The sequence below is a fragment of the Flagellimonas lutaonensis genome (genome assembly GCF_000963865.1).
GTDB lineage: Bacteria > Bacteroidota > Bacteroidia > Flavobacteriales > Flavobacteriaceae > Flagellimonas_A > Flagellimonas_A lutaonensis.
In genome coordinates, this window is record NZ_CP011071.1 from 1,976,049 (window position 1) to 2,000,055 (window position 24,007).

At 42.7% G+C, this 24,007-nt stretch carries 25 protein-coding genes and 1 tRNA gene; 14 read left to right on the top strand and 12 right to left on the bottom strand.

Annotated elements, in window-relative coordinates; genetic code table 11:
- Window positions 1-9 precede the first annotated feature (9 nt).
- The 6 genes from VC82_RS09245 to VC82_RS09280 form a co-directional block, all read right to left on the bottom strand.
- Window positions 10-210, bottom strand: coding sequence for a hypothetical protein (locus VC82_RS09245; RefSeq protein WP_157518042.1), 201 nt, complete (start codon window positions 208-210; stop codon window positions 10-12).
- 100 nt (window positions 211-310) lie between these two features.
- A complete protein-coding gene (locus VC82_RS09250) occupies window positions 311-1,021 on the bottom strand; it encodes a GLPGLI family protein (protein ID WP_045802127.1) in 711 nt (236 codons plus the stop codon).
- Between the two features lie 330 nt (window positions 1,022-1,351).
- Window positions 1,352-2,104 carry a GLPGLI family protein gene (locus VC82_RS09260; RefSeq protein WP_084598186.1) on the bottom strand — a complete coding sequence of 251 codons (753 nt, stop codon included), beginning with the start codon at window positions 2,102-2,104 and terminating at the stop codon, window positions 1,352-1,354.
- 43 nt (window positions 2,105-2,147) lie between these two features.
- Window positions 2,148-2,450, bottom strand: a complete 303-nt coding sequence (locus VC82_RS09265) for a hypothetical protein (RefSeq protein ID WP_045802130.1) — start codon at window positions 2,448-2,450, stop codon at window positions 2,148-2,150.
- Window positions 2,451-2,917: 467 nt separating this feature from the next.
- A complete protein-coding gene (locus tag VC82_RS09275) occupies window positions 2,918-3,661 on the bottom strand; it encodes a GLPGLI family protein (protein WP_084598187.1) in 744 nt (247 codons plus the stop codon).
- Window positions 3,640-3,852 carry a hypothetical protein gene (locus VC82_RS09280; RefSeq protein ID WP_045802133.1) on the bottom strand — a complete coding sequence of 71 codons (213 nt, stop codon included), beginning with the start codon at window positions 3,850-3,852 and terminating at the stop codon, window positions 3,640-3,642. The genes VC82_RS09275 and VC82_RS09280 overlap by 22 nt, the downstream gene beginning before the upstream one ends.
- 467 nt (window positions 3,853-4,319) lie before the next feature.
- On the opposite strand from VC82_RS09280, the gene VC82_RS09285 reads away from it, so the two are divergent.
- Entirely contained in the window at window positions 4,320-7,130 is a 2,811-nt protein-coding gene (locus VC82_RS09285; RefSeq protein WP_045802134.1) for a 2-oxoglutarate dehydrogenase E1 component, read from the top strand.
- Between the two features lie 12 nt (window positions 7,131-7,142).
- Window positions 7,143-8,375, top strand: coding sequence for a 2-oxoglutarate dehydrogenase complex dihydrolipoyllysine-residue succinyltransferase (gene odhB / locus VC82_RS09290; protein ID WP_045802135.1), 1,233 nt, complete (start codon window positions 7,143-7,145; stop codon window positions 8,373-8,375).
- Between the two features lie 74 nt (window positions 8,376-8,449).
- On the opposite strand, the gene VC82_RS09295 is transcribed toward odhB, so the two are convergent.
- A complete protein-coding gene (locus VC82_RS09295; RefSeq protein ID WP_045802136.1) occupies window positions 8,450-8,893 on the bottom strand; it encodes a retropepsin-like aspartic protease in 444 nt (147 codons plus the stop codon).
- Between the two features lie 28 nt (window positions 8,894-8,921).
- On the opposite strand from VC82_RS09295, the gene VC82_RS09300 reads away from it, so the two are divergent.
- From VC82_RS09300 to VC82_RS09345, 10 genes are all read left to right on the top strand, one after another.
- Window positions 8,922-9,689, top strand: a complete 768-nt coding sequence (locus tag VC82_RS09300; RefSeq protein WP_045802137.1) for a TatD family hydrolase — start codon at window positions 8,922-8,924, stop codon at window positions 9,687-9,689.
- A 9-nt stretch (window positions 9,690-9,698) separates the two neighbouring features.
- Entirely contained in the window at window positions 9,699-10,730 is a 1,032-nt protein-coding gene (locus VC82_RS09305; protein ID WP_045802138.1) for an asparaginase, read from the top strand.
- 69 nt (window positions 10,731-10,799) lie between these two features.
- Window positions 10,800-10,888, top strand: a tRNA-Ser gene (locus tag VC82_RS09310).
- Between the two features lie 77 nt (window positions 10,889-10,965).
- Window positions 10,966-11,700, top strand: a complete 735-nt coding sequence (locus VC82_RS09315) for a MotA/TolQ/ExbB proton channel family protein (RefSeq protein WP_045802139.1) — start codon at window positions 10,966-10,968, stop codon at window positions 11,698-11,700.
- A 27-nt stretch (window positions 11,701-11,727) separates the two neighbouring features.
- Window positions 11,728-12,168, top strand: a complete 441-nt coding sequence (locus VC82_RS09320) for a membrane protein (protein WP_045802140.1) — start codon at window positions 11,728-11,730, stop codon at window positions 12,166-12,168.
- Between the two features lie 11 nt (window positions 12,169-12,179).
- Window positions 12,180-12,788 carry an ExbD/TolR family protein gene (locus tag VC82_RS09325; protein WP_045802141.1) on the top strand — a complete coding sequence of 203 codons (609 nt, stop codon included), beginning with the start codon at window positions 12,180-12,182 and terminating at the stop codon, window positions 12,786-12,788.
- A gap of 18 nt (window positions 12,789-12,806) precedes the next feature.
- Window positions 12,807-13,289, top strand: a complete 483-nt coding sequence (locus VC82_RS09330; protein WP_045802142.1) for an ExbD/TolR family protein — start codon at window positions 12,807-12,809, stop codon at window positions 13,287-13,289.
- Window positions 13,290-13,579: 290 nt separating this feature from the next.
- Window positions 13,580-14,212 (top strand): ExbD/TolR family protein, encoded by a 633-nt coding sequence (locus VC82_RS09335; RefSeq protein ID WP_045802143.1) that lies wholly within the window; start codon window positions 13,580-13,582, stop codon window positions 14,210-14,212.
- Window positions 14,209-14,682, top strand: a complete 474-nt coding sequence (locus VC82_RS09340; RefSeq protein ID WP_045802144.1) for an ExbD/TolR family protein — start codon at window positions 14,209-14,211, stop codon at window positions 14,680-14,682. The genes VC82_RS09335 and VC82_RS09340 overlap by 4 nt, the downstream gene beginning before the upstream one ends.
- Window positions 14,683-14,762: 80 nt before the next feature.
- Entirely contained in the window at window positions 14,763-15,452 is a 690-nt protein-coding gene (locus VC82_RS09345; protein WP_045802145.1) for a porin family protein, read from the top strand.
- Here the strand turns inward: VC82_RS09345 and VC82_RS09350 are convergent.
- The 4 genes from VC82_RS09350 to VC82_RS09365 form a co-directional block, all read right to left on the bottom strand.
- Entirely contained in the window at window positions 15,447-16,052 is a 606-nt protein-coding gene (locus tag VC82_RS09350) for a hypothetical protein (protein ID WP_045802146.1), read from the bottom strand. The genes VC82_RS09345 and VC82_RS09350 overlap by 6 nt on opposite strands.
- Window positions 16,052-17,509: an RNA polymerase factor sigma-54 gene (rpoN, locus tag VC82_RS09355; protein WP_045802147.1), complete on the bottom strand. Its 1,458-nt coding sequence runs from the start codon at window positions 17,507-17,509 to the stop codon at window positions 16,052-16,054. Before rpoN ends, VC82_RS09350 begins: the two co-directional genes overlap by 1 nt.
- Window positions 17,510-17,549: 40 nt before the next feature.
- Window positions 17,550-18,983 (bottom strand): asparagine--tRNA ligase, encoded by a 1,434-nt coding sequence (gene asnS, locus VC82_RS09360; protein WP_045802148.1) that lies wholly within the window; start codon window positions 18,981-18,983, stop codon window positions 17,550-17,552.
- A gap of 85 nt (window positions 18,984-19,068) precedes the next feature.
- Window positions 19,069-21,459 carry an efflux RND transporter permease subunit gene (locus tag VC82_RS09365; RefSeq protein ID WP_045802149.1) on the bottom strand — a complete coding sequence of 797 codons (2,391 nt, stop codon included), beginning with the start codon at window positions 21,457-21,459 and terminating at the stop codon, window positions 19,069-19,071.
- A 175-nt stretch (window positions 21,460-21,634) separates the two neighbouring features.
- On the opposite strand from VC82_RS09365, the gene VC82_RS09370 reads away from it, so the two are divergent.
- Both VC82_RS09370 and VC82_RS15565 read left to right on the top strand, forming a co-directional pair.
- Window positions 21,635-22,279, top strand: coding sequence for a hypothetical protein (locus tag VC82_RS09370; protein ID WP_045802150.1), 645 nt, complete (start codon window positions 21,635-21,637; stop codon window positions 22,277-22,279).
- Window positions 22,188-22,895 carry a hypothetical protein gene (locus VC82_RS15565; RefSeq protein ID WP_157518045.1) on the top strand — a complete coding sequence of 236 codons (708 nt, stop codon included), beginning with the start codon at window positions 22,188-22,190 and terminating at the stop codon, window positions 22,893-22,895. Before VC82_RS09370 ends, VC82_RS15565 begins: the two co-directional genes overlap by 92 nt.
- 13 nt (window positions 22,896-22,908) lie before the next feature.
- On the opposite strand, the gene VC82_RS09380 is transcribed toward VC82_RS15565, so the two are convergent.
- A protein-coding gene (locus VC82_RS09380; RefSeq protein ID WP_157517925.1) for an IS3 family transposase occupies window positions 22,909-24,002 on the bottom strand; the annotation gives its coding sequence in 2 pieces (ribosomal slippage) (window positions 22,909-23,741 and window positions 23,741-24,002; 1,095 coding nt in all).
- Between the last annotated feature and the right edge of the window lie 5 nt (window positions 24,003-24,007).

The following is a 24,007-nucleotide window of genomic DNA, read 5'->3' on the forward strand; positions in this document are numbered from 1 at the left end:
TTATTTTTATCACGCATCGCAACCACACCTCTGTCTGATGCAGTAGTTATAAGCGAGTGCAAATAAGTCGGGCCGATCTCTAGTCAATTCATGAGCAATACTGACACAAGATTCAAAAGCGATTTCCTTGGTTTCAGTGTTTTTGGCATCTGCATCCATATTGGTTGAAAAAGCCAAAATGAATACTAGAATTCCAATAAATTTCTTCATAATCAATAAATTTAGATAGTTATATTTAAATACCCTGATGAATTTAAATTCAAGCGCTTGCAGCATTAAGTAATTTGAAAATTATAATTTACTATTCGATTCAGTTTTTGTTTTTGCCCAACCTGAACTGTTCTCGGGCTTTTTTTTCAGCGATTTTGTTGAGTTCTGATTTGGTGATTTCTATTCCTTTTAAGGGTTTGGATATTATTACCTCATTTTCAAGCTTTACGGAGGTAGCAAACCATCTTATCCCATTTTCTTGAACCTCCACTATCAATCCTGGAAGGCCATAATAATCTTTTGGTCCGATTTGATATGAAATGTCATTTGAAAACCATGCTACAATGCCTTTGTTATTTTCATTATCGGTATTTTTTCTTTTGCCTATTGCTTTAATACATTCAAAATCTCCCCTTTTTTCTCTAACATTAGAAATATTCCATTCAATATGGCCATAATCGTACTTTATCAAATACAGTTCGCCCAAAAAATGTCTCTGTAATAAAAATTCTTTACCATATTCGTGATAAAAATTTCCTTGTCCCGCTATTATTTTTGCAGGTTTTATCAATTTGTTGTTCTCTGCTGAAACTGATTTTATAATAGAGTATAAGGACTTCTTTTTATTGAACCGAAGATTATATTCCAATTGCTTAAGAGCGATATCTAAATTATCGATTAGCGAAGCTACAGAAGCTGATTCTTCATCGGTCTTTTCAACTTTATATATGACATTTCCTCCATTCAAATTTTGACTTAATACAAAAAGACTATGTATTGAAAATAGCAGTGTAAAGACGATTCTTTTCATTTTTTAAATATAAAAGAAAGCTGCAGAAATCTACAGCTTTCCATATTGGACAGCCTTAATATATTCCCTCTTCTTCAGCTTCACAATCTTGTCTGGCCCACATAGCCAAATCATATGCTTCTATGCAATCCATTCCTCTGTTAATGGAACCTACATAGACTAGTGCTGCAAATTCCTCGCAGTCATCTGAAAAGTTTTTTAGATTGGCATTTGTTAAATTCACAGTAATTAAGCATACCATGAAAAACAGATTTTTTTATTTTTAAGAGCATTCGAGGTTAACAGCCAGCTTTTTTTTGTAAGGGTTTAGTGGTTCTTTATAAAACTTTTTTATTGCCTTTTAAAAAAACTCTCCGCGGTTTTTTCAACAATGCTATCATATTCTTGTTCTGAAAGCATAATTCCTTTTTTAAATGGTTTGACCATTATATCTCCAGAATCATCGAACATAATTTTAGTGGCCGTCAGTTTTATTTTTCCATTGTCCAATTCGAGTATCAGCCCAGGTAGACCAAAATAACCGGCTGGTCCAAAAAAACTTGGCAAATCGGTGCAGAACCATGCCGTAATATCAAACACAAATTCACCTTTTGAATTTTTTATTTTATCCACTGAGGTGGCTTTTTGGCATTTAAAGCCACAAATAAGTTTGGTTTCTTTGGAAATTTCCCATTTTTTCGGTTTCAGTGTCACTCTGAAGTCTTGTCCTGAAAAGTGTTTTTTGGTAAAGTAAATCGAGTCTCTTCTGTTTATATAGAAAGAACCTTTTGTTCCACCAAAGGAGGTCGATAATTCTCTAAAATTATTGCTCTCATAATCTGAAGCCAATGATTTGGCGGGTATGAATATTGAATGATGGCCGTTTATGGTCAATTTGTATGATACTTCTTCAGCATTGTCTTTCAGTAATCTGTTGAAGTTGGAAATACTGCTTTTGTATTTCCCAATATTTGCAGTATCGATTGAGGCATTGATAGATTTTTTGTAAACCACTGACAATTTGTTGCTGCTCGACTGAGCAGTAAGTGTGGTGTAAGTTGTGATGAATAAAAAAATAGCAAAGGAGCAGAAGGTTCGAAACATATTAAATATTGCATTGGCCTTTGGGCAGAGAATTATTTACGGGTTATTGGTTCGCGAAGAACAAACAGGCCATCATTATTGCGTTGCCAGCATCAAAAGCATCTTCACGAGACCAACCTTCGTTAAGTGCTGCTTTATAAACTGCGTATCCCAAATCAAAACAATCGAAAACCAATAAATTGGCCTTATTTACGTGTTGTCTGTTGTGTATTTTGGAAGTGTCGCTAGATAATTGTTCTCTTTGGGTCTTTACTATAGCGGTAGTTTTGGATTTTTTAGAATCATCCGTTGCATATGAAGAATAACCGACAACCAAAAAACAAACAAACAATATTACTTTTTTCATTTTCCTTGGATTTTAAAGTTAACAAGCAGTGTTTTCCTTACTATTTGAATTAGCGCCAAAATGTAAGATTGTGTTAAAGTTGAAAAAAAAAAGCTGAAAAAAGAAAGAAAAATCTTAAAAATTATTAGAGGATAAACTGTAAGGTTTTTGTGGCGGGCACTTCTGTAAAACCTTTAAAAATATTGTTGAATAGGTTGTTGATTCGTGGTTTTTTGGTTTTGGGAAATGCAGTAATATTGATGTTGGGCAGCGCGGTTTTTTCGCTGCCATTTATTATGCCCTCAAGTAATTGAGTTCTGTGCATGAATTGATATAACAGAAAAGAATAAGTTGGTAAGAACAATATAGGCAATTCTTGCTGTTTGGTTCAAGACAAACATTTATTATATAGAATTATCTAAGCTAGTGAATAATTATTAACCTGATTCTATATATCCCAAAGCACATAATTCCCAAAAGCTGTTGATTTAATATTTACTACTATATCTTTCTTTTCGGATTTTGTTAAATTTTTCTTCAGTCATATCTATGCCGCCCTTCGGTTTTTCAAGAGTAGACAAATCAAATTCAGCTTGTAAATCAATTTCAGTGGCAAACAAAGTAATTCGATTATTGATGGTTGCTTCCAAAACTAAACCGGGCAAACCGTCTATTCCTTTGGGACCAAATGATGCTGATATTTGTGGACAGAACCATGCGGTTATTTCAAAATCTTCATCTTTTTTGGTAAAATTATTTTTTTCTTTAAATGAGGTAGAGGCTTTAAATGTTTTGAAGTTTCCTATCATTTTTTCTTCTGTTGAAATGTGCCAGTCGTATGTTTTAAAATCTCGAATGACATTTATCTCTTCTCCCATAGAATTTATTCTTTCGATTTTGCTTTTCGTCTTCAAGTTTTTGTACCATACACCACCAGCAATAATTTTTGCGATTTTATGTGAAAAGTCATTTTCGAGTTCTAGGTTGGGCCTTATCTTGTATATACTCCTGTGTTCATCAAAAAATAGTTCAGCTTTAATTTCATAAATGGCTGTTACAATTTTTTCCTTTTTGTTGGTAAAGGAAAAATTTTGTGCATTGTTATTTTCAAACGGTTGATATTTCATTCTGTAAACCACATGGCCTTTGCTTTCCTGTCCTTCGGCAAGGGTAGGAAAGCAAAGGAGAATCGAAATAAAAAATATAGTCTTTATTGCCATTGAGTTTCGCATTCATCATAAGTTTCTTCATAAATTAACTCCATTTCATGGCCGTATAACCCGAATTCCTGTTGCATGTAAAGAGCAAATTGCCAAGCAATTTCGTGACAAAGCCTTCCATCTTCCATTGAGTCAGGCTTTGCATTTGTTGTTAAAATGCCTGATAGGCAGAAAAAAACTGCTAGAAAAAATGATTTCTTCATTTCCCAAAAATTTAAAGTTAACAATTAGTGTTTTCCTTACTATTTGAATTAGCGCCAAAATGTAAGATTGTGTTAAAGTTGAAAAAAAAAAACCTGAAAAAAGAAAGAAAAAACTTAAAAATTTTTACAGAAATTTTTTTGTGTTCTTTAAAGCGTCGTCATTGCGGTAAAACCTTTGTTTTTATATGAATTTTTTGTTAAAGAAATGATTTTCAGTTGTTTTGATAAGGGCTCTATTTTAAAAAAAAATGGACTTTTAACTATGTGTAGACTATTTTGTCAATCTTTCAGCAAGCAAGGCTTTGAGCGGAAAAGGTCTGGTACAAGAAGCAAAACCAACCTTAGGAAGGTCGGTGGAGAGCCCTTTTGGTTTAGCAGAAAATTTATCGGCCATCGCTGTATTGCTATCGGCCTTATTTGTTGTATTTTTGGCTAAATTTTCCGTAATATCTCGGTAGAACAGAAATATGGATAAGTATTCCTTTCTAAACGCGGCGCACACCTCTTTTTTTGCTGAGCTTTACGACAGATATCTCACCAATCCTGATAGTATTGAACCCAGTTGGCGAGCATTCTTTCAAGGATTCGATTTTGGTTTGGAGAGTTCGTTGGACGAGCTCGATATCGACACCTCAAAAGACGGCGGCCTGACCAAGGTCAATGGCCAAATGGTTGAGGTGCCCCTATCGTTGCAAAAAGAATTTCAGGTCATTCGCCTGATCGACGGATATCGCTCCCGCGGCCATCTGTTCACCAAAACAAATCCGGTTCGTGAAAGGCGCAAATATTCGCCCACCCTCGATATTGAGAACTTTGGGCTAAACGAAAACGATCTTGAAACGGTTTTTGATGCCGGCAGTATAATTGGTCTCGGGCCAAGCAAACTGAAAGACATTATCAGCCACCTAGAGCGCATTTATTGCGATGCCATTGGGGTGGAATATATGTACATACGATCGCCCGAACGCATCCAGTGGATACAAGATTGGCTGAACGTCAATGACAACCATCCGAATTTTACGGCAGAGGAAAAGAAAAACATCCTCAGAAAATTGAACGAGGCAGTGTCGTTCGAAAGTTTTCTGCACACCAAATACGTCGGGCAAAAACGCTTCTCGTTAGAGGGTGGCGAATCACTTATACCTGCCCTGGACGTTATTATGGAAAAGGCGGCCGAAGCAGGGGTAAAACAATTTGTGATGGGCATGGCCCACCGCGGCCGGCTAAATGTACTCACCAATATCTTTGGCAAATCACCAAAGGATATTTTCAGTGAATTTGATGGTAAAGATTATGAGGAGACCATATTTGATGGTGATGTAAAGTACCACTTGGGCTGGACCTCTAGGCGTGAAACCGATTCAGGTAGGGTAATCAATATGAACATTGCACCGAACCCTTCGCACCTAGAAACCGTCAGTGCCGTTGTAGAAGGTATTGCCCGGGCCAAACAAGACCGTTCGCACCAAGAAAACGCCTCAGAGGTATTGCCCATTTTGGTCCATGGCGATGCGGCCATAGCAGGGCAGGGCGTCGTGTACGAAGTGGTTCAAATGGCCCAGCTCGATGGGTACCGTACTGAGGGTACCATACATATTGTGGTAAACAACCAAATTGGTTTTACCACCAACTATCTCGATGCACGCTCATCGACCTATTGTACCGACGTTGCAAAGGTAACCTTGTCGCCCGTGCTGCACGTCAATGCCGATGATGCGGAGGCGGTGGTACATGCATCGATCTTTGCCCTCGAATACCGAATGCGCTATAAGTGCGACGTGTTCTTGGATTTATTGGGATACCGAAAATATGGACACAACGAGGGCGATGAGCCCAAGTTTACACAGCCGGTATTGTACAAGGCGATTTCAAAACACAAGAACCCACGTGATATTTATGCCGAGAAATTGATTTCTGAGGGCATTATCGATGAGGGGTATCCGAAGCAGCTTGAAGAAGAATACAAAAGTCGGTTGGAAGAAGATCTACTCGATTCAAGAAAGGTTGAAAAGACAAGAATTACCCCCTTCATGCAAGATGAATGGGAAGGTTTCAAGCAGGTAACCGAAGAGGCCATGCTAAACCTGGTCGAAACTTCCTATGATTTGAAAAAGTTGGATGAGGTGGCCGAAAGCATCACCAAACTCCCCGAAGACAAAAAATTCTTGCGCAAACTGGTCCGACTGGTCGAAAGTAGGCACAAAATGTATTTTGAAGACAATAAGCTCGATTGGGCCATGGGCGAGTTGTTGGCCTATGCATCATTGCTTGAAGAGGGTTACGATGTGCGCATGACCGGGCAAGATGTTGAAAGGGGAACTTTTTCGCACCGTCATGCGGTGATCAAAACAGAGATGCACGAAGAAGAGGTCGTCTTGTTGAACGAAATGGGCAAGAACCAGAACGGCACTTTTCATATCTACAACTCACTCCTTTCAGAGTATGGTGTCATGGGCTTTGATTATGGTTATGCCATGGCCAGCCCGAAGACCCTGACCATTTGGGAGGCACAGTTCGGCGACTTCAGCAACGGTGCCCAGATTGTGATCGACCAGTACATTTCGGCTGCGGAAGACAAGTGGAAACTGCAGAACGGGTTGGTGCTCTTTTTGCCGCATGGTTACGAAGGGCAGGGAGCCGAGCACTCCTCGGCCCGTATGGAGCGCTATTTACAACTTTGCGCCAAAGACAATATGTTTGTCGCCGATGTAACTACCCCGGCCAATATGTTCCATTTGTTGCGAAGACAGATGAAGGCCAACTTTCGAAAGCCCTTGGTGGTCTTTACGCCCAAAAGTCTCTTAAGGCATCCGAAGGTCGTCTCGACCAAAGAAGAGATGGCCCATGGCAGCTTTCAAATGTTGATCGATGATGAAACGGCCGATGTGTCCAAAATCAAGATGCTGGTCTTCTGTACAGGAAAATTCTATTACGACCTGTTGGCAAAGCGGGAAGAGCTGGACCGAGATGATGTGGCCTTGGTGAGACTTGAGCAATTGTTTCCATTGCCTGCCGAGCAAATGCGGGCCATAATGAAGAAATATAAAAATGCCGATGATGTGGTGTGGGCCCAAGAAGAGCCCCGAAACATGGGGGCTTGGGGCTTTTTGCTGATGCACCTTGAAGAGGCAAAAAGTTTCCGGGTCTGCTCTAGAAGGTTTTATGGGGCGCCGGCAGCAGGCAGTGCTATACGATCCCAGCGTAGGCATGCACAGGTAATTGAATATGTTTTTGACAAGACAAAAGACAATACGGTTCGAAGAACAAACAAAGCATAAACTAAAAGCAATATGGTTTTAGAAATGAAAGTGCCCTCGCCGGGCGAATCCATAACAGAGGTCGAAATAGCACAGTGGTTGGTCGAAGACGGTGATTATGTTGAAAAAGACCAGGCAATTGCCGAGGTGGATTCTGACAAGGCCACCCTTGAGCTTCCCGCTGAAGAAAGTGGCATCATAACCCTCAAGGCCGAAGAGGGCGACGCCGTGGCGGTTGGCGAAGTGGTATGTTTGATCGATACCAGTGCCGAAAAACCCGCCGGCGCAAAAGAGAAGGCTGAAAAAAAGGCGCCTTCTGAAACAACTGAGGAAAAAAAGGAATCGAAAGCGGCGGAGGAAAAGAAAGAAACAGCCAATAAAGAGACCTACGCATCAGGAACCCCTTCCCCAGCGGCCAAAAAAATATTGGACGAAAAGGGGATTCCAGCAAAAGATGTTAAAGGTACCGGCCGCGATGGCCGCATCACCAAGGAAGATGCCGTCAAAGCTGTGCCCTCAATGGGTACCCCGGCCGGTGGCAATAGAGGAAAGACCCGCACAAAACTTTCGATGCTTCGCAGAAAGGTGGCCGAGCGGTTGGTTGCTGCCAAGAACGAAACGGCTATGTTGACCACTTTTAATGAGGTCGATATGTCTGCCATCTTTGAGTTGAGGAAAAAATATAAAGAAGAGTTTAAGGAAAAACACGGGGTGAGCCTCGGCTTTATGTCGTTCTTCACCAAAGCGGTGATTCGCGCACTTCAAATGTATCCTGCAGTGAACTCAATGATCGATGGCAAAGAGATGGTCACCTATGACTTCTGCGACATCAGTATTGCGGTCTCTGGTCCCAAGGGCTTGATGGTGCCCGTAATCCGTAATGCTGAGAACCTTACCTTCAGGGGTATTGAGGCTGAGGTAAAACGATTGGCAATACGGGCCCGTGACGGGCAGATTACGGTTGATGAAATGACAGGCGGCACCTTCACCATTTCTAATGGCGGTGTCTTCGGCTCCATGTTGTCGACCCCTATCATTAACCCGCCCCAAAGTGGAATCTTGGGCATGCACAATATTGTTGAGCGGCCGATTGTCAGGGATGGAGCCATTGCCATTGCCCCCATAATGTATGTGGCCCTTTCTTACGACCATAGAATAATTGACGGAAGAGAGTCGGTCGGTTTCTTGGTGGCCGTAAAAGAAGCCTTGGAAAGTCCTGAAGAACTATTGATGGATGGTGATGTAAAGAAAGCACTAGAGTTGTAAAACAGACCGCTTCTGACGATAGAGACCTGCAGGACAATTACGTTTTGCAGGTTTTTTTGTTTATAAGTGGGAAACTATTTTGTTTTTAGATAGAGCCTTTTTTTCTTGTAATCTATTATGGCCTTCGCCTTTTTCAAGATATCGGCACCAATGATACCTTCGACAGGTTGTGCATTTTGATTCGTCAACGCTTGGTTTACATGCGAGAGGTCAAAGACTACGATCTTTTGTTTCTTGGTTTTCCATTTCCCGATTTCGATGTGGTTCTTTGTCGAGACCAAGGTTTCCATATCTACGGCACCGGCCCCTGCCGCCTTGACTTCCGATTCTTCAGAGGCCATCTTGAAAAACTCCAGCTTATCGACGCCGATGCAGGTGTTTGAGGCTCCGGTATCCAAAATAAAACGACCGAAAATGCCATTTATCTTGGCCGAAAGTTCAAAATGGTTGGTGTCGGTAAGAACCAGGGGCACCTGGATGTAATCTTTTTTTTGAAGAAATTTCTTGAGTGATTTCATTTGTTTCAGATAAGTCTATTTTTGCGGTATGGTTTTAACCGATACCCATACACATCTTTACAGCGAGGCTTTTGACGAAGATAGAAAAGAAATGATGTCGCGGGCCATGCAAGCAGGGGTAAAGCGTTTTTTTGTGCCGGCCATAGACTCAACCTATACCCAGGCCATGTTGGATTTGGAAGCCGCCTATCCAGAGAATGTTTTTTTAATGACGGGGCTACATCCCACCCATGTGAAGGAAAATTATAAAGAAGAGCTCGAGCATGTTGAAAGGATGTTGTCGCAGCATACTTTCTATGCCATAGGGGAGATAGGCATAGACCTTTATTGGGACAAGACTTTTTTTAAGCAGCAGCAAGAAGCCTTTAGGCAACAGATTCGACTGGCCAAAAAGAATAAGCTGCCCATTGTGATACATTGCAGGGAGTCGTTCGATGAGATTTTTGAGATATTGGAGGAAGAAAAAGATGAGGTCCTTCGGGGAATCTTCCATTGCTTTACAGGCACCCTTGAGCAGGCCAACAAGGCACTGGACTATAATATGAAGTTGGGTATTGGAGGGGTCGTCACCTTCAAAAATGGAAAGATTGACCAATTTTTGAACCAAATAGATTTGCGCCATATCGTTTTAGAGACCGATGCGCCCTACCTTTCGCCAGTGCCCTATCGCGGTAAACGTAACGAAAGTGCTTACCTAAAGCTTGTGCTCGAAAAACTGGCCACCCTGTACGGTGTGTCACAGAAACATATTGCAAATATCACCACCGACAACTCAAAAGAGGTTTTCGGTATCTAACATAGCATCATGGGCGATACGACCAATATTTTGTTGATCTACACCGGGGGCACCATTGGCATGGTGAAAGATTATGAAACCGGGGCCTTGAGGGCATTTGACTTTGATGACCTTATGGCCAACATTCCAGAGTTGAACCAGTTGGATTGCCAAATCGACGGTGTTTCATTTGAGGAACCCATCGATTCTTCCAATATGAACCTCCACCATTGGGGGTCCATTGCCACCTTGATTGAAGAAAACTATCAGGCCTATGACGGTTTTGTGGTATTGCATGGCAGTGATACCATGAGTTACTCAGGGGCCGCACTTAGCTTTATGTTAGAGAATTTGGCGAAGCCCGTGATCTTTACAGGTTCGCAATTGCCCATTGGCGATTTGCGTACCGACGCAAAAGAAAACCTGATCACTTCAATACAAATTGCTTCCTTGCAAGAAAATGGGCAACCCGTGGTGCAAGAGGTGTGCCTATATTTCGAGTATAAACTGTACCGTGCCAATAGAACCACCAAATTGAATGCTGAACATTTCGAGGCCTTTGCCTCGATGAACTATCCGCCCTTGGCCGAGTCGGGCGTTCATCTTAAGGTCAACCATGCGCAGTTAATGAAGGCCAATGGTGGGCAAAAACCCTTTAGAGTGTTAAAAAGCATGGATGCCAGTGTCGGCATACTAAAATTGTTTCCAGGTATGGGCCAAGACTTCTTGAAGGCGGTTTTGAATGCGCCAAATATTCGTGCGCTTGTGTTGGAAACGTATGGTGCAGGCAACGCACCTACAGACGATTGGTTTCTTGATGAACTGAAAAAAGCCATTGAGCGGGGCTTGCATATTATAAATGTAACCCAATGCTCAGGGGGCAGTGTGGCCATGGGCCAATATGAAACCAGTAGAAGCCTAAAGCAACTAGAACTAGTTAACGGTAAAGATATTACCACCGAAGCGGCGGTTGCCAAAGCCATGTGGCTTTTGGGCAATGGCTACTCTGATGATGACTTCAAATCAAAATTCGAAGCGACTCTAAGAGGGGAAATGAACTGAAATTAACGCTTCAAAAATTTCGTTTAATGCCATTTTTTTTGTTTATTGTTCGGCCTAACTATGGTAAATAGAGAGGTGGCCGAGTGGTCGAAGGCGCACGCCTGGAAAGTGTGTATCCGCTTAACGGCGGATCGAGGGTTCGAATCCCTTCCTCTCTGCTGGGTTCTTTATTTTTTGGTAACAAAAATTTTATATCTTTAAACATTATTAACTAACTAAATTTAAGTTTGAGAAAATGAAAAAAATATCCTTTACTCTGGCTACTGCCGGAATGTTTATCTTGGGAACTACAACGGCATCTGCTGCCTTAATACAAGATGAAGCTGCCGCTGAGGCCAGCAAAGGTTTCACACAAGTACTGAAAGAACAATTTATTCAAGGGGGTCCTGCCTTCATGGGAATCGTTCTTCTGTGTTTGATATTGGGATTGGCCGTTGCTATCGAAAGAATTATATATCTGAATCTGGCAAGCACCAATTCCGCCAAATTGAGACAAGAAGTCGAGGATGCACTGGCGTCAGGAGGCGTTGAGGCAGCCAAAGAAGTTTGTCGAAACACAAAAGGCCCCGTTGCCTCTATCTATTACCAAGGGTTGGACCGCGCTGGCGAAGGACTTGAGTCTGCTGAAAAAGCGGTTGTTGCCTATGGCGGTGTTCAAATGGGCCAGTTAGAGAAAAATGTTTCATGGTTGTCACTCTTTATCGCCATTGCGCCCATGCTTGGGTTCATGGGTACGGTAATCGGTATGATCCAGGCCTTCCAGAAAATTGCTGCGGTGGGTAACTTGAGTGCATCGTTGATTGCGGGTGATATCCAAGTGGCGTTATTGACCACGGTATTCGGTTTGATCACGGCCATTATCCTTCAAATCTTTTACAACTACATCATTGCTAAAATTGACAGTATTGTAAACGACATGGAAGATTCGTCAATTGCATTGATCGATATGTTGGCAGCACACAAAAAATAATACCCAACCGAATAAATCATACATGATATGAACAAAATTGTTAGAATAGTACTCATCATAATCGGCCTGGTAGCTGCAGTTCTGTGGTTTTCCATGCCTGATGGTGATGATCCCAATGCCATCAACAGTACGCCATTGAACTTAATGTTCTGGATTATGTACCTGCTGTTGGCGATAGCTGTGATTTTCAGCCTGTTTTTTGGCCTCAAAAAACTTTTTAGTAATCCTGCCAGCTTGAAAAAAACACTTTTCGCCTTGGCCGGATTAGCAGTAATTGTGGCGATATCATATGGACTTTCATCTGATAATGCGGCAGTTGTGAGTGCCATGGCCGATAGGGGTGTTGAAACTACAGAGAGTACGGTCAAAACCATTGGTATGGGGCTTAACGTATTCTTTATATTGACTGCAATCGCTGTCGCTTTGATGGTGATACCAGGTCTAAAGAAAATGTTTACCGGTAGATAAAAAATAAGATTATGCCTAGAAGAAAAGGAGCACCTGAAGTAAATGCAGGATCTATGGCCGATATTGCATTCTTGCTGCTGATCTTTTTCTTGGTGACCACCACCATTGAAACAGATGCAGGACTTGATAGAATGCTGCCGCCAATTGAGCCGCCTGATACCGATGTTATCATCAAGCAGAAGAATATCTTCACGGTCAACATCAACAAGAACGGGCAACTTTTGGTCGAAGATCAGTTGATGGATATTAAAGATTTGAGAGAGGCCGCCAAGGCTTTCTTGGATAACAATGCTGATGGAACCTGCACTTATTGTAAAGGAAGAAAAGACCCATCATCGTCCGATAATCCCACTAAGGCGATTATCTCCTTGAAGAATGATAGAGAGACCAAGTATTCCACCTATATAACTGTTCAAAACGAATTGGTGGGTGCATACAATGATTTAAGAAACCGTGAGGCCCAGCGTTTGTTCGGTAGGGATTTCACCGAGATGGAAGCTGAATATCTGAATCCTGAGACACCTTCGAGCATCAGGGAGGATCTGAAAGACAAGGTGAAACGTATTCAAGATATGTTCCCGCAGAAACTTTCAGAAGCGGAAACCTCAACGGCTAACTAAATAAAAACAAAAGATATTATGGCAAAGTTTGCTAAAAAGAAAGATGGAGATTTACCTGCGGTATCAACGGCATCGCTACCTGACATCGTTTTCATGCTTTTGTTTTTCTTTATGACGGTAACCACAATGAAAGATAGTTCGTTGTTGGTACAGAATACCTTGCCCAATGCCAGTGAGGTGAAAAAGCTTGAAAAGAAAGATAGGGTCATTTATATATACGTGGGCAAACCCATCAAAGAATACCAGAAGGTTTTTGGCACCGAGCCAAAAATACAGCTGAACGATAAGTTTGCCGATGTTGGCGAAGTTGGGGCGTATATTTTGGCCGAAAGGGCAAAAAAGCCCCAAGAGCTGCAGAATGTACTGACTACAGCCCTAAAGGTCGATAAAGATGCCAATATGGGTCTTATCTCAGACATCAAACAAGAATTGAGAAAGGTCAACGCGCTCAAGGTAAACTATACCACCTATGAGGGCAATGCCTTCAACAATCTAAACTAGGGATAGGTAACAATCTCTTACCCCCGGTTTAAGAACGCCCCAAGCTTATTGGGGCGTTTTTTTATGTATACTCTACGCATTGTGCGTTTTTATAAAAATTTGTCAATTCGAGTGTCCCGACTTTAAACGTTAGGATGTATCGTGAACAGGGTTTTGTCAGAATAAACAATTCAAAAAGCATATCGGATGTATATTTTCTACTTATAGAAACTCATCGTACACCATCTTTTCTATACTTTTTTGGAATAGTTGTTGTGGTTGGTACTACAAGTCCAACTAAACATTAAATTATGGCAAAAGACAGACAAGTACCCGAAGTGAATGCGGGCTCAATGGCCGATATTGCATTTTTATTGTTGATTTTCTTTTTGGTGACCACCAGTATTGAAACCAATGTTGGGATTCAGCGTAAATTACCACCAGATTTAAACACTCCGCCACCACATATTAAAGAGCGTAACATCCTCAGGGTTCGCCTTAACAAGAACAACCAATTGATGGTAGGGAAGAATGTGCTTCCAATAAGTGAATTGAAAAAAACCGTGATATCCTTTTTGGACAATGGTGGCGCACCTCTTGAAAGTGAAGGTCATTGTGCATACTGCCAAGGCAGTCGAAATCCAGATTCATCTGATAATCCCCTAAAAGCGGTTATCTCGCTGCAATCTGATAGAGAGGCAGAATACGGCGTTTACGTCTCTGTTCAGAACGAACTGACAGCCGCCTACAACCAACTTAGAAACCGTGAATCGCTTCGCCTGTATGGTGTGGCCTACACAGAAATGGAGGAGAAATACAACAGCCCTGAAACAGCAGTTTCCCTTAAGAAGAAATTGAAGCTAAAAATAATGGAGATACGAAAGATGTATCCCTTAAAAATATCGGAAGCATCACTAAAATTAAACGAAAGCAATCAACCATGAGAATCGATAGAAGTACCAAGAACCGGCCGGCTGCAATTTCAACAGCCTCGTTGCCCGACATCGTATTTATACTGTTGTTCTTTTTTATGACGGTCACCACTATCAAGACTGATACCCTTTTGGTCGCCAATGAATTGCCAATTGCAGAAGAAGTGGGTCTTATAGAAAACGAAGAGCTCATTATCGAGATTCTGGTGGGCAGGCCCTCAAAAGAGTTGTCAAAACTGTACGGTGACCAGCCGGCGATACAATTGAATGACCGATTGGCCAAAATTGAAGAGGTGGCCCCTTTTGTGCTCACAGAACTATCTAAAAAGCCAAACGATATTAGAAATAAGGTAATCGTCTCCCTGAAAATAGACAAAAAGGCAAATGTAGGGCTCGTTCAAGATATCAAAGAAGAGCTGAGCAAGATAAATCTGCTAAAAGTAAATTATGCCACTCTGGAGGGGCCTGTTCATAAGAACTAAATTTATTGGTTTGCAGTGAGGCCAAAAGACTTCAATTGCTTAATTTGAGGTGCCCTAATCCTAATATGTGTGCGAGCTATATGAAAAGATGCCTTCTTCTGGTTTTTGCAACAATTTTTGGCCTTGTGGCTCGTGCGCAGGTTTATCCTGAAAGTGAGTATGCCGGAACCAAATATTTGGAAGACCAATTCTATGTGGGGGTTGGGTACAATTTTTTGGTTGAAAAACCGAAAGATGTGGTGCAAAGGGGGCTCTCGTATAGCCTGCAGGCTGGTTTCATAAGGGATATCCCCCTGAACAAAAGGAGAAATGTTGGGTTCGGTCTGGGGGCAGGTTACTCGGTCAGTTCATACTATACCAATATGGTTGCTGCCAAAGAGGGCGATGATATCAGCTATTCGATAGCCGATTTGCAAGATTTTAAAAGAAGCAAATTGGAGACACATGCCCTTGAGGTGCCGTTGGAATTTCGTTGGCGAACCTCAACGGATGTGACCTATAAGTTCTGGCGTGTTTATGGCGGGGTCAAAGTATCGTACATTTTTGCGAAAAGTTATCGGCGGGTCAACGAATCGGGTTCTGACCGTTTTCGCAACGACGATTTGCAGGATCTACAGTATGGTGCCTTTTTACGGTTTGGCTACAATACCTGGAATATCAACATCTACTATGGGCTAAATTCACTCTTGAAGGACAATGTGTTTTTAGACAATGACACCCCTATAGAATTAAGGCCGCTCAAGGTGGGGCTGATCTTTTACATTCTATAACCAAAACTTCAGGGTCAAGAGCTGTGAAAAACCGCCTATGACAAACCCCATTGCCAATTCTACCCAATTGTGTGCCTTCATGTAAAGGCGCGAGGTGGCAACTATTCCCGTAAGCAGCACAAGCAAGCCCAGGGCAAGGGTAAGATTTATCTCAAAATGGATGCTAAGTCCAATCAGATAGAGCAGCAGGCTTGACATGCCCAGCATATGTATACTGGCCTTGAACTTGAGAAAAATCAACAGTAGGGCAGCCACGTGCCCGGCAATGAGGCCTACGAAAAAGAAATAGAGCTCGTTGATATAGTTTTGCGGAATTACCTTGAGCACTATCATCAGAAAAAGGGCAATGTTTATAAATAGCGCATAGCTACGCTCTTTTGTGGTAACCGCAAAAACGGAGTGTACCACCCCAATGTTTTTTAGGATGAAAAAAAAAATGATCGGAATGATGACCGTAAGGATAAAAATGGGCAGAATATTTCCGCTTTGCTGCTCAAGTGAAATATAGGTGGGAGCCACTGAGAAATAGGCCAAGGTACCGGCGATAGGGGCCAACAGGGGATGAAAAATATAGGATATGGCGTGCAGAAACCTCCCCATTATATTTTTTTTCGAAGCCTGGCCACGGGTATATCCATCTGCTCACGATATTTTGCTACCGTTCGGCGTGCTATGGGGTATCCTTTTTCTTTTAAGATTTTTGCCAAACTGTCATCGGTCAGCGGTTTTTTCTTGTCCTCATCACGAATGACGGTTTCCAATATTTTTTTGATCTCTTTGGTCGAGACATCTTCGCCCTGCTCGTTCTTCATGGCCTCAGAGAAGTAGTCCTTTATAAGCTTGGTGCCATAGGGTGTATCAACATATTTGCTATTGGCCACCCTTGAAACCGTTGAGACATCCATATTGATCCGATCGGCAATATCTTTGAGGATCATGGGCTTTAGCTTGCGCTCATCGCCGGTCAAAAAATATTCTTTCTGATAGTCCATGATGGCCTTCATCGTCATGTAGAGTGTCTGCTGGCGCTGTTTTATGGCATCGATGAACCATTTGGCCGCATCGAGCTTTTGTTTGATAAAGAGTACGGTATCTTTTTGGTCTTTCGACTTCTCTTTGGCGTTTTTATAGCCTTCGAGCATATTAGTGTACTCTTTTGAAACATGTAGTTCTGGTGCGTTTCGTCCGTTCAGTGATAGTTCCAGTTCTCCATCCACAATTCGAATCGAGAAATCGGGCACGATGTGCTCAACGATACGGTTGTTGCCCGAGTAGGCACCACCCGGTTTTGGGTTTAACTTTTCAATCTCGCCAATGGCCGCTTTCAACTCTTCTTCAGAAATATGGTGCTTTTGCAGTAGTTTGTCGTAATGTTTTTTGGTGAAGTGGTCAAACGACTTCTCAAGTATGGCAATGGCCAAGTCTATTGAGGGGCTGCTCGGCTTTCTTTTCAGTTGAATGATCAGGCATTCATCAAGGGAACGGGCCCCAATACCCGGGGGATCCAATTCTTGTACGGTTTTGAGTACTTTTTTGACCTTTTCCTCATCAACATAGATATTCTGGGTAAATGCCAAATCATCTACGATATCACTCAAAGGTCTTCGTATATAGCCACTTTCGTCTACGCTACCCACTAAAAACTCGGCAATGGCGCGCTCTTCATCATCTAGGTTTATGGTATTGAGCTGGTTTATCAAATATTGGTTGAACGAAATTCCAGCGGCATAGGGCACTTTTTTGTCATCGTCGTCAGCACTGTAATTGCTTATCTGTGTCCTGTAATCTGGGGTTTCATCATCACTTAGATAATCATCGATGTTGATTTCGTCGGCAGCGATACTTTCGTTATCAGAAGATTCATCATAAACCTCTCCATAATCTTCATCAAGTGACTCACTTTCGGCCTTACCACTTTCAAGGGCAGGATTTTCTTCCAATTCTTGTTTTAGACGTTGTTCAAATGCCTGGGTCGGCAATTGGATCAACTTCATCAACTGAATTTGTTGTGGAGAAAGTTTTTGCGATAATTTGAATTGTAGGTGTTGTTTCAGCATTGCTCGAAAAAGCCCTTTCTATAAAGTTAAAGAATTCAATTTAGAATTCGGCATTTTGTGGGGTTCTGGGGTAGGGTATTACGTCCCTTATGTTTCCCATACCGGTCACAAACTGCACCATGCGTTCAAAACCTAGGCCAAACCCGCTATGTACCGCCGTGCCGAAGCGGCGAAGGTCCAAGTACCACCAAAGTTCTTTTTCATCGATGTTGAATTCCTTTATTTTTTGTTGCAAGACCTCAAGACGTTCTTCCCGTTGCGAACCACCTATAATTTCACCGATTCCGGGGAAAAGCACATCCATGGCCCGAACCGTTTTTTCATCATCGTTCAGGCGCATATAGAATGCCTTTATTTTGGCCGGATAATCGTAAAGTATTACTGGGCTCTTAAAATATTTTTCCACCAAAAAACGTTCGTGCTCGCTCTGTAGATCGGCCCCCCATTCTTCAATTGGATATTCGAACTTCTTCTTTTTGTTGGGTTTGCTGTTTTTTAGAATGTCAATGGCCTCGGTATAGGTGATTCTCTTAAATTCGTTGTTGACCACGAATTGAAGCTTTTCGACCAGCGGCATTTCGCTTCGTTGGTGCTGTGGCTTCGATTTTTCCTCGTCGAGCAGGCGTTTTTCAAGAAATTGCAAGTCTTCCGTACAATTGTCGAGAACATACCGCGTGATCCATTTGACAAAATCCTCGGCCAGGTCCATATTTTCTTTGAGCTCGTAGAAGGCCATTTCGGGCTCGATCATCCAAAATTCTGCCAAATGACGAGAGGTATTTGAGTTCTCGGCTCTGAAAGTGGGGCCAAAGGTATATACCTTGCCAAGACCCATCGCGTAGGTCTCGGCTTCCAACTGGCCTGAAACGGTCAGATTGGTTTCCTTTCCGAAGAAATCCTTCGAATAATCTATATGGCCCTTTTCATCCTTGGGCGGGTTTTCGGGGTCCATTGTGGTAACCCTGAACATTTCACCTGCCCCTTCGGCATCAGACCCGGTAATGATGGGGGTGTGCATATAATAAAACCCATGCTGTTGAAAATACGAATGGATGGCAAATGCCAATGCCGACCGAACCCGCATCACGGCCGAAAAGGTATTCGTTCGGACCCTCAGGTGGGCTTTTTCCCTTAAGAATTCAAGGGAGTGCTTTTTGGGCTGTATGGGGTATTCTTCTGGGTGGGCCGTGCCATGTACAAAAATATCTTCGACTTGTATCTCTACATCTTGGCCACGGCCTTGGCTTTCAACAAGTGTACCAGATGTCTTAAGGGCAGCCCCCGTGTTGATCTGTTTTAAAAGCTGCTCATCGAATTGCTCAAAATCAACGACACATTGTATATTTCGAAGGGTGGAACCATCGTTCAACGCGATGAACCGATTGCTTCGAAAAGTCTTTACCCAGCCGTTTACCTCGACTTTTTCACCTAGTGGCGATTCTTGCAAAAGATCTTTGATCGAAAATGACTTCATTTGGCGCTTTTGTTTAAAGGGGCAAAGATAGTTTTTTGCCAAGAAGATGCCTATTCAGAGCGATACAATTCAACTGATAAGTGGGCTATTTTGTAGCCTCTTCTTCCTTTGGCAGAATATCGATCTGGGGTTTTTTGAACACTTTTTTGTTGGCGATACTTTTTTCGAGGGACAATAACAACGACGGAAGCAAAATAAGATTGGCCAACATGGCGAACATAAGGGTGGCCGATACCAATGCTCCCAGTGCAACGGTACCGCCAAAATCGGAAATGATAAATACCGAGAAACCGAAGAAGAGCACAATTGAGGTATAGAACATGCTGATGCCGGTTTCACGAAGGGCCGCATACACCGACTTTTTGATCTGCCATCGATTGGCCGTGAGTTCTTGGCGGTACTTTGCCAAAAAATGGATGGTGTCGTCAACAGAAATGCCAAAGGCAATGCTGAAGACAAGGATGGTCGAAGGTTTTATGGGCACCCCAAGAAAGCCCATGAGTCCGGCCGTAATTACCAACGGCAACAAATTGGGCACCAGGGAGATGACAATCATTCGAAACGATCGGAAAAGATACGCCATGAAAAGCGAGATGAGCCCAATGGCCAAGGCCAATGAAAGCAATAGGTTTTTGACCAAGTATTTAGTTCCCTTGAGAAAAAGCAGCGCTTTGCCGGTCATGTAAACGTTGAACCGTTCACTTGGAAAGATCTTGTCGATGGACTTCAACAGGTCTTCTTCAATTTCTTCCATTCGGTCTGTTTTCACATCCCGCATAAAGGTGGTCATCCGAGCAATTTGGCCCGTACTGTCAACAAAGCTTTGTAACAGATTGCTGTTTTCCGAAGATTTTCGGGCCACATCCATTATAAACGAGCTCTCTTGTGAGGTGGGCAACTGGTAGTACTTTGGGATACCATTGTAAAAAGCCTGTTTTGAATACTTCACCAAGTTCACAACCGATACAGGTGGTGACAATTCGGGTATGTCTGTTATCTCGTTGCTTAGGTCGTCCATTCTTCTAAGGGTGGCGGGCTTCATCACACCTTTTTTTCGCTCAGTGTCTACCACTATCTCTACCGGCATAATGCCATCAAATTCTTCTTCGAAGAACCTGATATCCTTAAAGAAATGTGTGTTTTTGGGCAGGTCTTCAACGCGGCTGCCTGTTATTTCGATCTGATAGATGCCGATGATGCTCAGTACCAGTGCGATTATCGAGACAATGTATACGGCAATACGGTTGTTGCGTACCATCCGTTCCATCCAACCTACAAAAATATCGACCCATTTCTTGTTCAAATGCTTTAGATGTTTAGTCTTGGGCAATGGCATGAAGCTGTAGATGATCGGTATGATCAGCAGCGATAAAATGAAGATGCAGATGATATTGATCGAGGCCACAATGCCAAACTCTTTCAACAGGTCACTGTCCAATATGATAAAGGTGGCGAAGCCTGAAGCAGTGGTGACATTGGTCATCAAGGTGGCGTTGCCGATCTTTGAGATTACCCGCTGTAAGGATAGGGCCTGGTTGCCATGTTTTTTTACCTCTTGTTGGTATTTGTTGATCAAGAAAATGCAATTGGGAATACCGATTACAATGATCAGGGGCGGAATAAGAGCCGTTAGTATGGTAATCTCGTACTTGAAGAGGCCCAAAAAGCCGAATGCCCACATGACCCCAATGATGACGACACACATCGATATCAAGGTAGCGCGAAAACTTCTGAAGAAAAAGAAAAAGATGATCGAGGTCACCAAGAGTGCCGCGAGAATGAACTTTCCAATTTCATCGATGATGGTCTTGGCATTCCAAGTGCGGATATAGGGCATGCCCGATACCCGAACATCGAGCCCTGTCTCTTCTTCAAAATTCTCAACAATGCTTTGAAGATCGTTCAAGATAAAGTCGTTTCGCACATTGGTGTTCAAAATGTCTTTATCGAGATAAAGGATGGTTCTAATAGTCTGTGTTTCTTTGTTGAAGAGCAGATTTTCGTAAAAGGGCAATTTTTCGAATAAGAGTGCCTTTAGGCTGTCGATTTCAGCTTGGTTCTGTATGGTGCCCTCAATGAGCGGTTCCAATACGAATTCCTGTTTTTGATTGTCTTTGACCAACTGTTGCAGGTTGTCGGTCGAAACCACCATAGACACTTCAGGAAATGCCGCCAGTTGCTTGCTGAGCTTGTTCCAGCGGTTGAAGTTTTCAGGAGTAAACAAAAGGCTGTCACGAACGGCCATGACAATGGCATTGTCTTCTTCCCCAAAAAGATCTACAAAAGCACTGTATTTAATGGTGGCCTCGTGGTCGTCGGGCAGAATGTTGGCCTCGGTATTCGAGAAACGCATGTTTTTCCACTGCAGCCCCAGTAGTACGGTTACCGCTGAAATGGCGAACAGAATAAGTATTCTATTTCTAAGGATAAGCCTGGCCACTACGGGCCAAAACCCTTGAAAAAGTTGTTTAGGCATGCGTATTTACAATTGTTCGCAAAGGTAGAAAATGAATGCTTGAGTACCTATTCAAATATGCCCCTGAGTACAAAATTGCGGGAAAACCACAGAATTTTCTAGGTTTTTGTGCAGCGAAATTTCCTTAAAGGATATTATCTTGAACAATAGTTAATTCCAAACCTCTTTTTATATTATGAAAACCTCAAAACTTCTATTTACTTTTTTCTTAATTCTCTTACTTTTTCAGGGCTGTGACAATGAAAGTATTTCAGAGTTGGTTGTTGATGACAATGCGACCCAGACCAAAATCAGGATTGATTTAGTGGATGTGGCAGAAATACCAAGAATTGTCGGCGACATCAGTGCTGTCTCAAACAAAAAGTCGGTGACGTGGTCATCAACCTCAAAGGGTGATAGCAAATTGTACATAGATGATACCCGTGTCTTAGCGGTTACCGATTCTCTCGGTAACGTCACCTATTCTTTTCGGTTATTCAGTGAAAGTTTTGCACCTACCGATATGTACAACCTTATAGCGGCCAAAAGAGTTTCTGGTGATGATGTCGAACCGTACGTCATAAAATATTCTTTCAATAGCTTCGAAGACAGAATCGCCTATGTATCGAGTAATGAGCGAAAATTTGTAGGTAAGATGAGCGTATATCAATTAGTCGATTTTTTTGACGGCTATGACGTAGCATCCAAAAATGGGAATCCCACACCCTGTCCAGATTTTAAAGATGTTGATGTCAATTCTGAGAACAGTTCTCAAGGCAACAGTGGTTCTGGAACTTCCGGTAGTGGGGGGGGCAGGCTCAGGGGGTGGTACTGCGGGTAGTTCTGGAGGTACCAGTAGCAGCACCATTTGGTCATGGGTTGATTACCCGCCGGGATCTTCGTATTGCGGCTGCTCTGTAGAGGTTGGTGTTGGTAGCTTTGGCACATACGGCACCGATGGATCAATAGAGAAAAGCGGTAGATTGCTTAGCGGTAAAGGTGATGGCGATTGTCCTGAGGATGATATGTTGATACCGATTAATGCTCAGATTGAATTTTTATGTGGCACCAACAATTTTAAACAAATTGGAGATTCATATCAGGCTAATATTGGCGGACTTGGAGTTAGATTTGCGGAAGTTCATTCTGATGGTACAATAATTGACAGAAACATATTTATTAAAAATTCATGTATTGGAGTTCCCGCTCATTGGACTACAAAACAATATTTAAATGTTTATTTCCCAAGCATATATAATGCAGCAGTGGTTGAACTTCAAGCACTAATGCTCACAACAGGGACTTACTGGTCCGATACAACAATTAAAAATACACTTCTTGGGTTGATTTCAACAAACATTAACGCCCACTTTCAGGATGCTTATGAATTGGGAAATAATGGAGTAGGATATGCTGCACCTGAAGACTTACCCTTTTTCGTACAGCGGTTAAATTAAACAAAATGTTTTTTCAAAGGGGCATGCCCCTTTGAAAAACCTCTAAAAATTCTTTCGGGCTGCTTCTTCCCAGAGACTTATGGGGATGGAACCGATTGTATTCCTCCCTGAAGCGTTCCGTTTCCATATTTACTTCCTCGATGTCCCTGAACAAATGGGCATCGAGTACATCTTCGCGATATGTCCGGTTGAACCTTTCGATAAAACCGTTCTGGCTCGGCTTGCCCGGTTGTATGTATTTTATCTCGATATCCTCCACTTCGCAATAGTTGACAAAGACTCTGGATAGGAATTCGGGGCCGTTGTCCACTCTTATGGCCAAGGGCTTGCCATGGATCTCTATGGCCTCCCTTAGGTACTCCACCACCCTTATTCCGGGCATGGAGAAGTTTCCTTTCATACAAAGTGCCTCACGGTTGAAATCGTCCATCAGGTTGAACACCCTGAAGTTCCTTCCCGTTATCAGGCTGTCGGACATGAAGTCCGCGCTCCATACCTCCCTTGGGGCATCGGGTACCTCCAGCGGCTCCTTTATCCGCTTGGGCAATCGCTTCTTGGTCTTTCTCCTTAGTTGCATGCCCAAGAACCGGTAGACCCTCAGTACACGTTTACGGTTCCATTTATGGCCTTGCTTGCGCATGCGGTTATAGAGCCAGTCGAAGCCCCGGTTCGGCTTGGCCTCTGCAAGTTCCGTCAACTTGTCGATGACCTGCGTATCGTCACGACGGCTCCGATAGTACCACATCGAACGGCAAAGGCATACTATCGTACAAGCACGTGAAATGCTCAGCCCCTCTTCCTTTACGATGCCTTCCGCCAGTTCCCTGCGCCCGCAAGGCCTCAAAGCTTTTTTTCGATGATGTCCTTTAAAATCCTATGGTCAAGGCTCAGGTCTGCGTACATCGCCTTGAGTCTCCTGTTTTCTTCCTGCAAAGACTTGAGCTCCTTGAGCTGTTGGGCGTCCATACCACCGTACTTGCGCTTCCAACTGTAAAAGGTGGCCGTGGTGATACCCTTGTCACGACAGATGTCGGTGACCTTCATTCCCGAATCGTACTGGTGGAGCATGGACACAATCTGTGCTTCCGTGAATCTGCTTTTCTTCATAAGCT

What these genes read in the sequence shown, in the direction of transcription:
- VC82_RS09260 (WP_084598186.1), bottom strand. Translation starts at nt 2,104, where the DNA reads ATGTTTCGAACCTTCTGCTCCTTTGCTATTTTTTTATTCATCACAACT.
- VC82_RS09315 (WP_045802139.1), top strand. Translation starts at nt 10,966, where the DNA reads ATGAAAAAAATATCCTTTACTCTGGCTACTGCCGGAATGTTTATCTTG.
- VC82_RS09250 (WP_045802127.1), bottom strand. Translation starts at nt 1,021, where the DNA reads ATGAAAAGAATCGTCTTTACACTGCTATTTTCAATACATAGTCTTTTT.
- VC82_RS09345 (WP_045802145.1), top strand. Translation starts at nt 14,763, where the DNA reads ATGAAAAGATGCCTTCTTCTGGTTTTTGCAACAATTTTTGGCCTTGTG.
- VC82_RS09330 (WP_045802142.1), top strand. Translation starts at nt 12,807, where the DNA reads ATGGCAAAGTTTGCTAAAAAGAAAGATGGAGATTTACCTGCGGTATCA.
- VC82_RS09320 (WP_045802140.1), top strand. Translation starts at nt 11,728, where the DNA reads ATGAACAAAATTGTTAGAATAGTACTCATCATAATCGGCCTGGTAGCT.
- VC82_RS09340 (WP_045802144.1), top strand. Translation starts at nt 14,209, where the DNA reads ATGAGAATCGATAGAAGTACCAAGAACCGGCCGGCTGCAATTTCAACA.
- VC82_RS09280 (WP_045802133.1), bottom strand. Translation starts at nt 3,852, where the DNA reads ATGAAGAAATCATTTTTTCTAGCAGTTTTTTTCTGCCTATCAGGCATT.
- VC82_RS09350 (WP_045802146.1), bottom strand. Translation starts at nt 16,052, where the DNA reads ATGGGGAGGTTTCTGCACGCCATATCCTATATTTTTCATCCCCTGTTG.
- odhB (WP_045802135.1), top strand. Translation starts at nt 7,143, where the DNA reads ATGGTTTTAGAAATGAAAGTGCCCTCGCCGGGCGAATCCATAACAGAG.
- VC82_RS09370 (WP_045802150.1), top strand. Translation starts at nt 21,635, where the DNA reads ATGAAAACCTCAAAACTTCTATTTACTTTTTTCTTAATTCTCTTACTT.
- VC82_RS09365 (WP_045802149.1), bottom strand. Translation starts at nt 21,459, where the DNA reads ATGCCTAAACAACTTTTTCAAGGGTTTTGGCCCGTAGTGGCCAGGCTT.
- asnS (WP_045802148.1), bottom strand. Translation starts at nt 18,983, where the DNA reads ATGAAGTCATTTTCGATCAAAGATCTTTTGCAAGAATCGCCACTAGGT.
- VC82_RS09295 (WP_045802136.1), bottom strand. Translation starts at nt 8,893, where the DNA reads ATGAAATCACTCAAGAAATTTCTTCAAAAAAAAGATTACATCCAGGTG.
- VC82_RS09265 (WP_045802130.1), bottom strand. Translation starts at nt 2,450, where the DNA reads ATGAAAAAAGTAATATTGTTTGTTTGTTTTTTGGTTGTCGGTTATTCT.
- VC82_RS09335 (WP_045802143.1), top strand. Translation starts at nt 13,580, where the DNA reads ATGGCAAAAGACAGACAAGTACCCGAAGTGAATGCGGGCTCAATGGCC.
- VC82_RS09325 (WP_045802141.1), top strand. Translation starts at nt 12,180, where the DNA reads ATGCCTAGAAGAAAAGGAGCACCTGAAGTAAATGCAGGATCTATGGCC.
- VC82_RS09300 (WP_045802137.1), top strand. Translation starts at nt 8,922, where the DNA reads ATGGTTTTAACCGATACCCATACACATCTTTACAGCGAGGCTTTTGAC.
- VC82_RS09285 (WP_045802134.1), top strand. Translation starts at nt 4,320, where the DNA reads ATGGATAAGTATTCCTTTCTAAACGCGGCGCACACCTCTTTTTTTGCT.
- VC82_RS15565 (WP_157518045.1), top strand. Translation starts at nt 22,188, where the DNA reads ATGTCAATTCTGAGAACAGTTCTCAAGGCAACAGTGGTTCTGGAACTT.
- VC82_RS09305 (WP_045802138.1), top strand. Translation starts at nt 9,699, where the DNA reads ATGGGCGATACGACCAATATTTTGTTGATCTACACCGGGGGCACCATT.
- rpoN (WP_045802147.1), bottom strand. Translation starts at nt 17,509, where the DNA reads ATGCTGAAACAACACCTACAATTCAAATTATCGCAAAAACTTTCTCCA.
- VC82_RS09245 (WP_157518042.1), bottom strand. Translation starts at nt 210, where the DNA reads ATGAAGAAATTTATTGGAATTCTAGTATTCATTTTGGCTTTTTCAACC.
- VC82_RS09275 (WP_084598187.1), bottom strand. Translation starts at nt 3,661, where the DNA reads ATGCGAAACTCAATGGCAATAAAGACTATATTTTTTATTTCGATTCTC.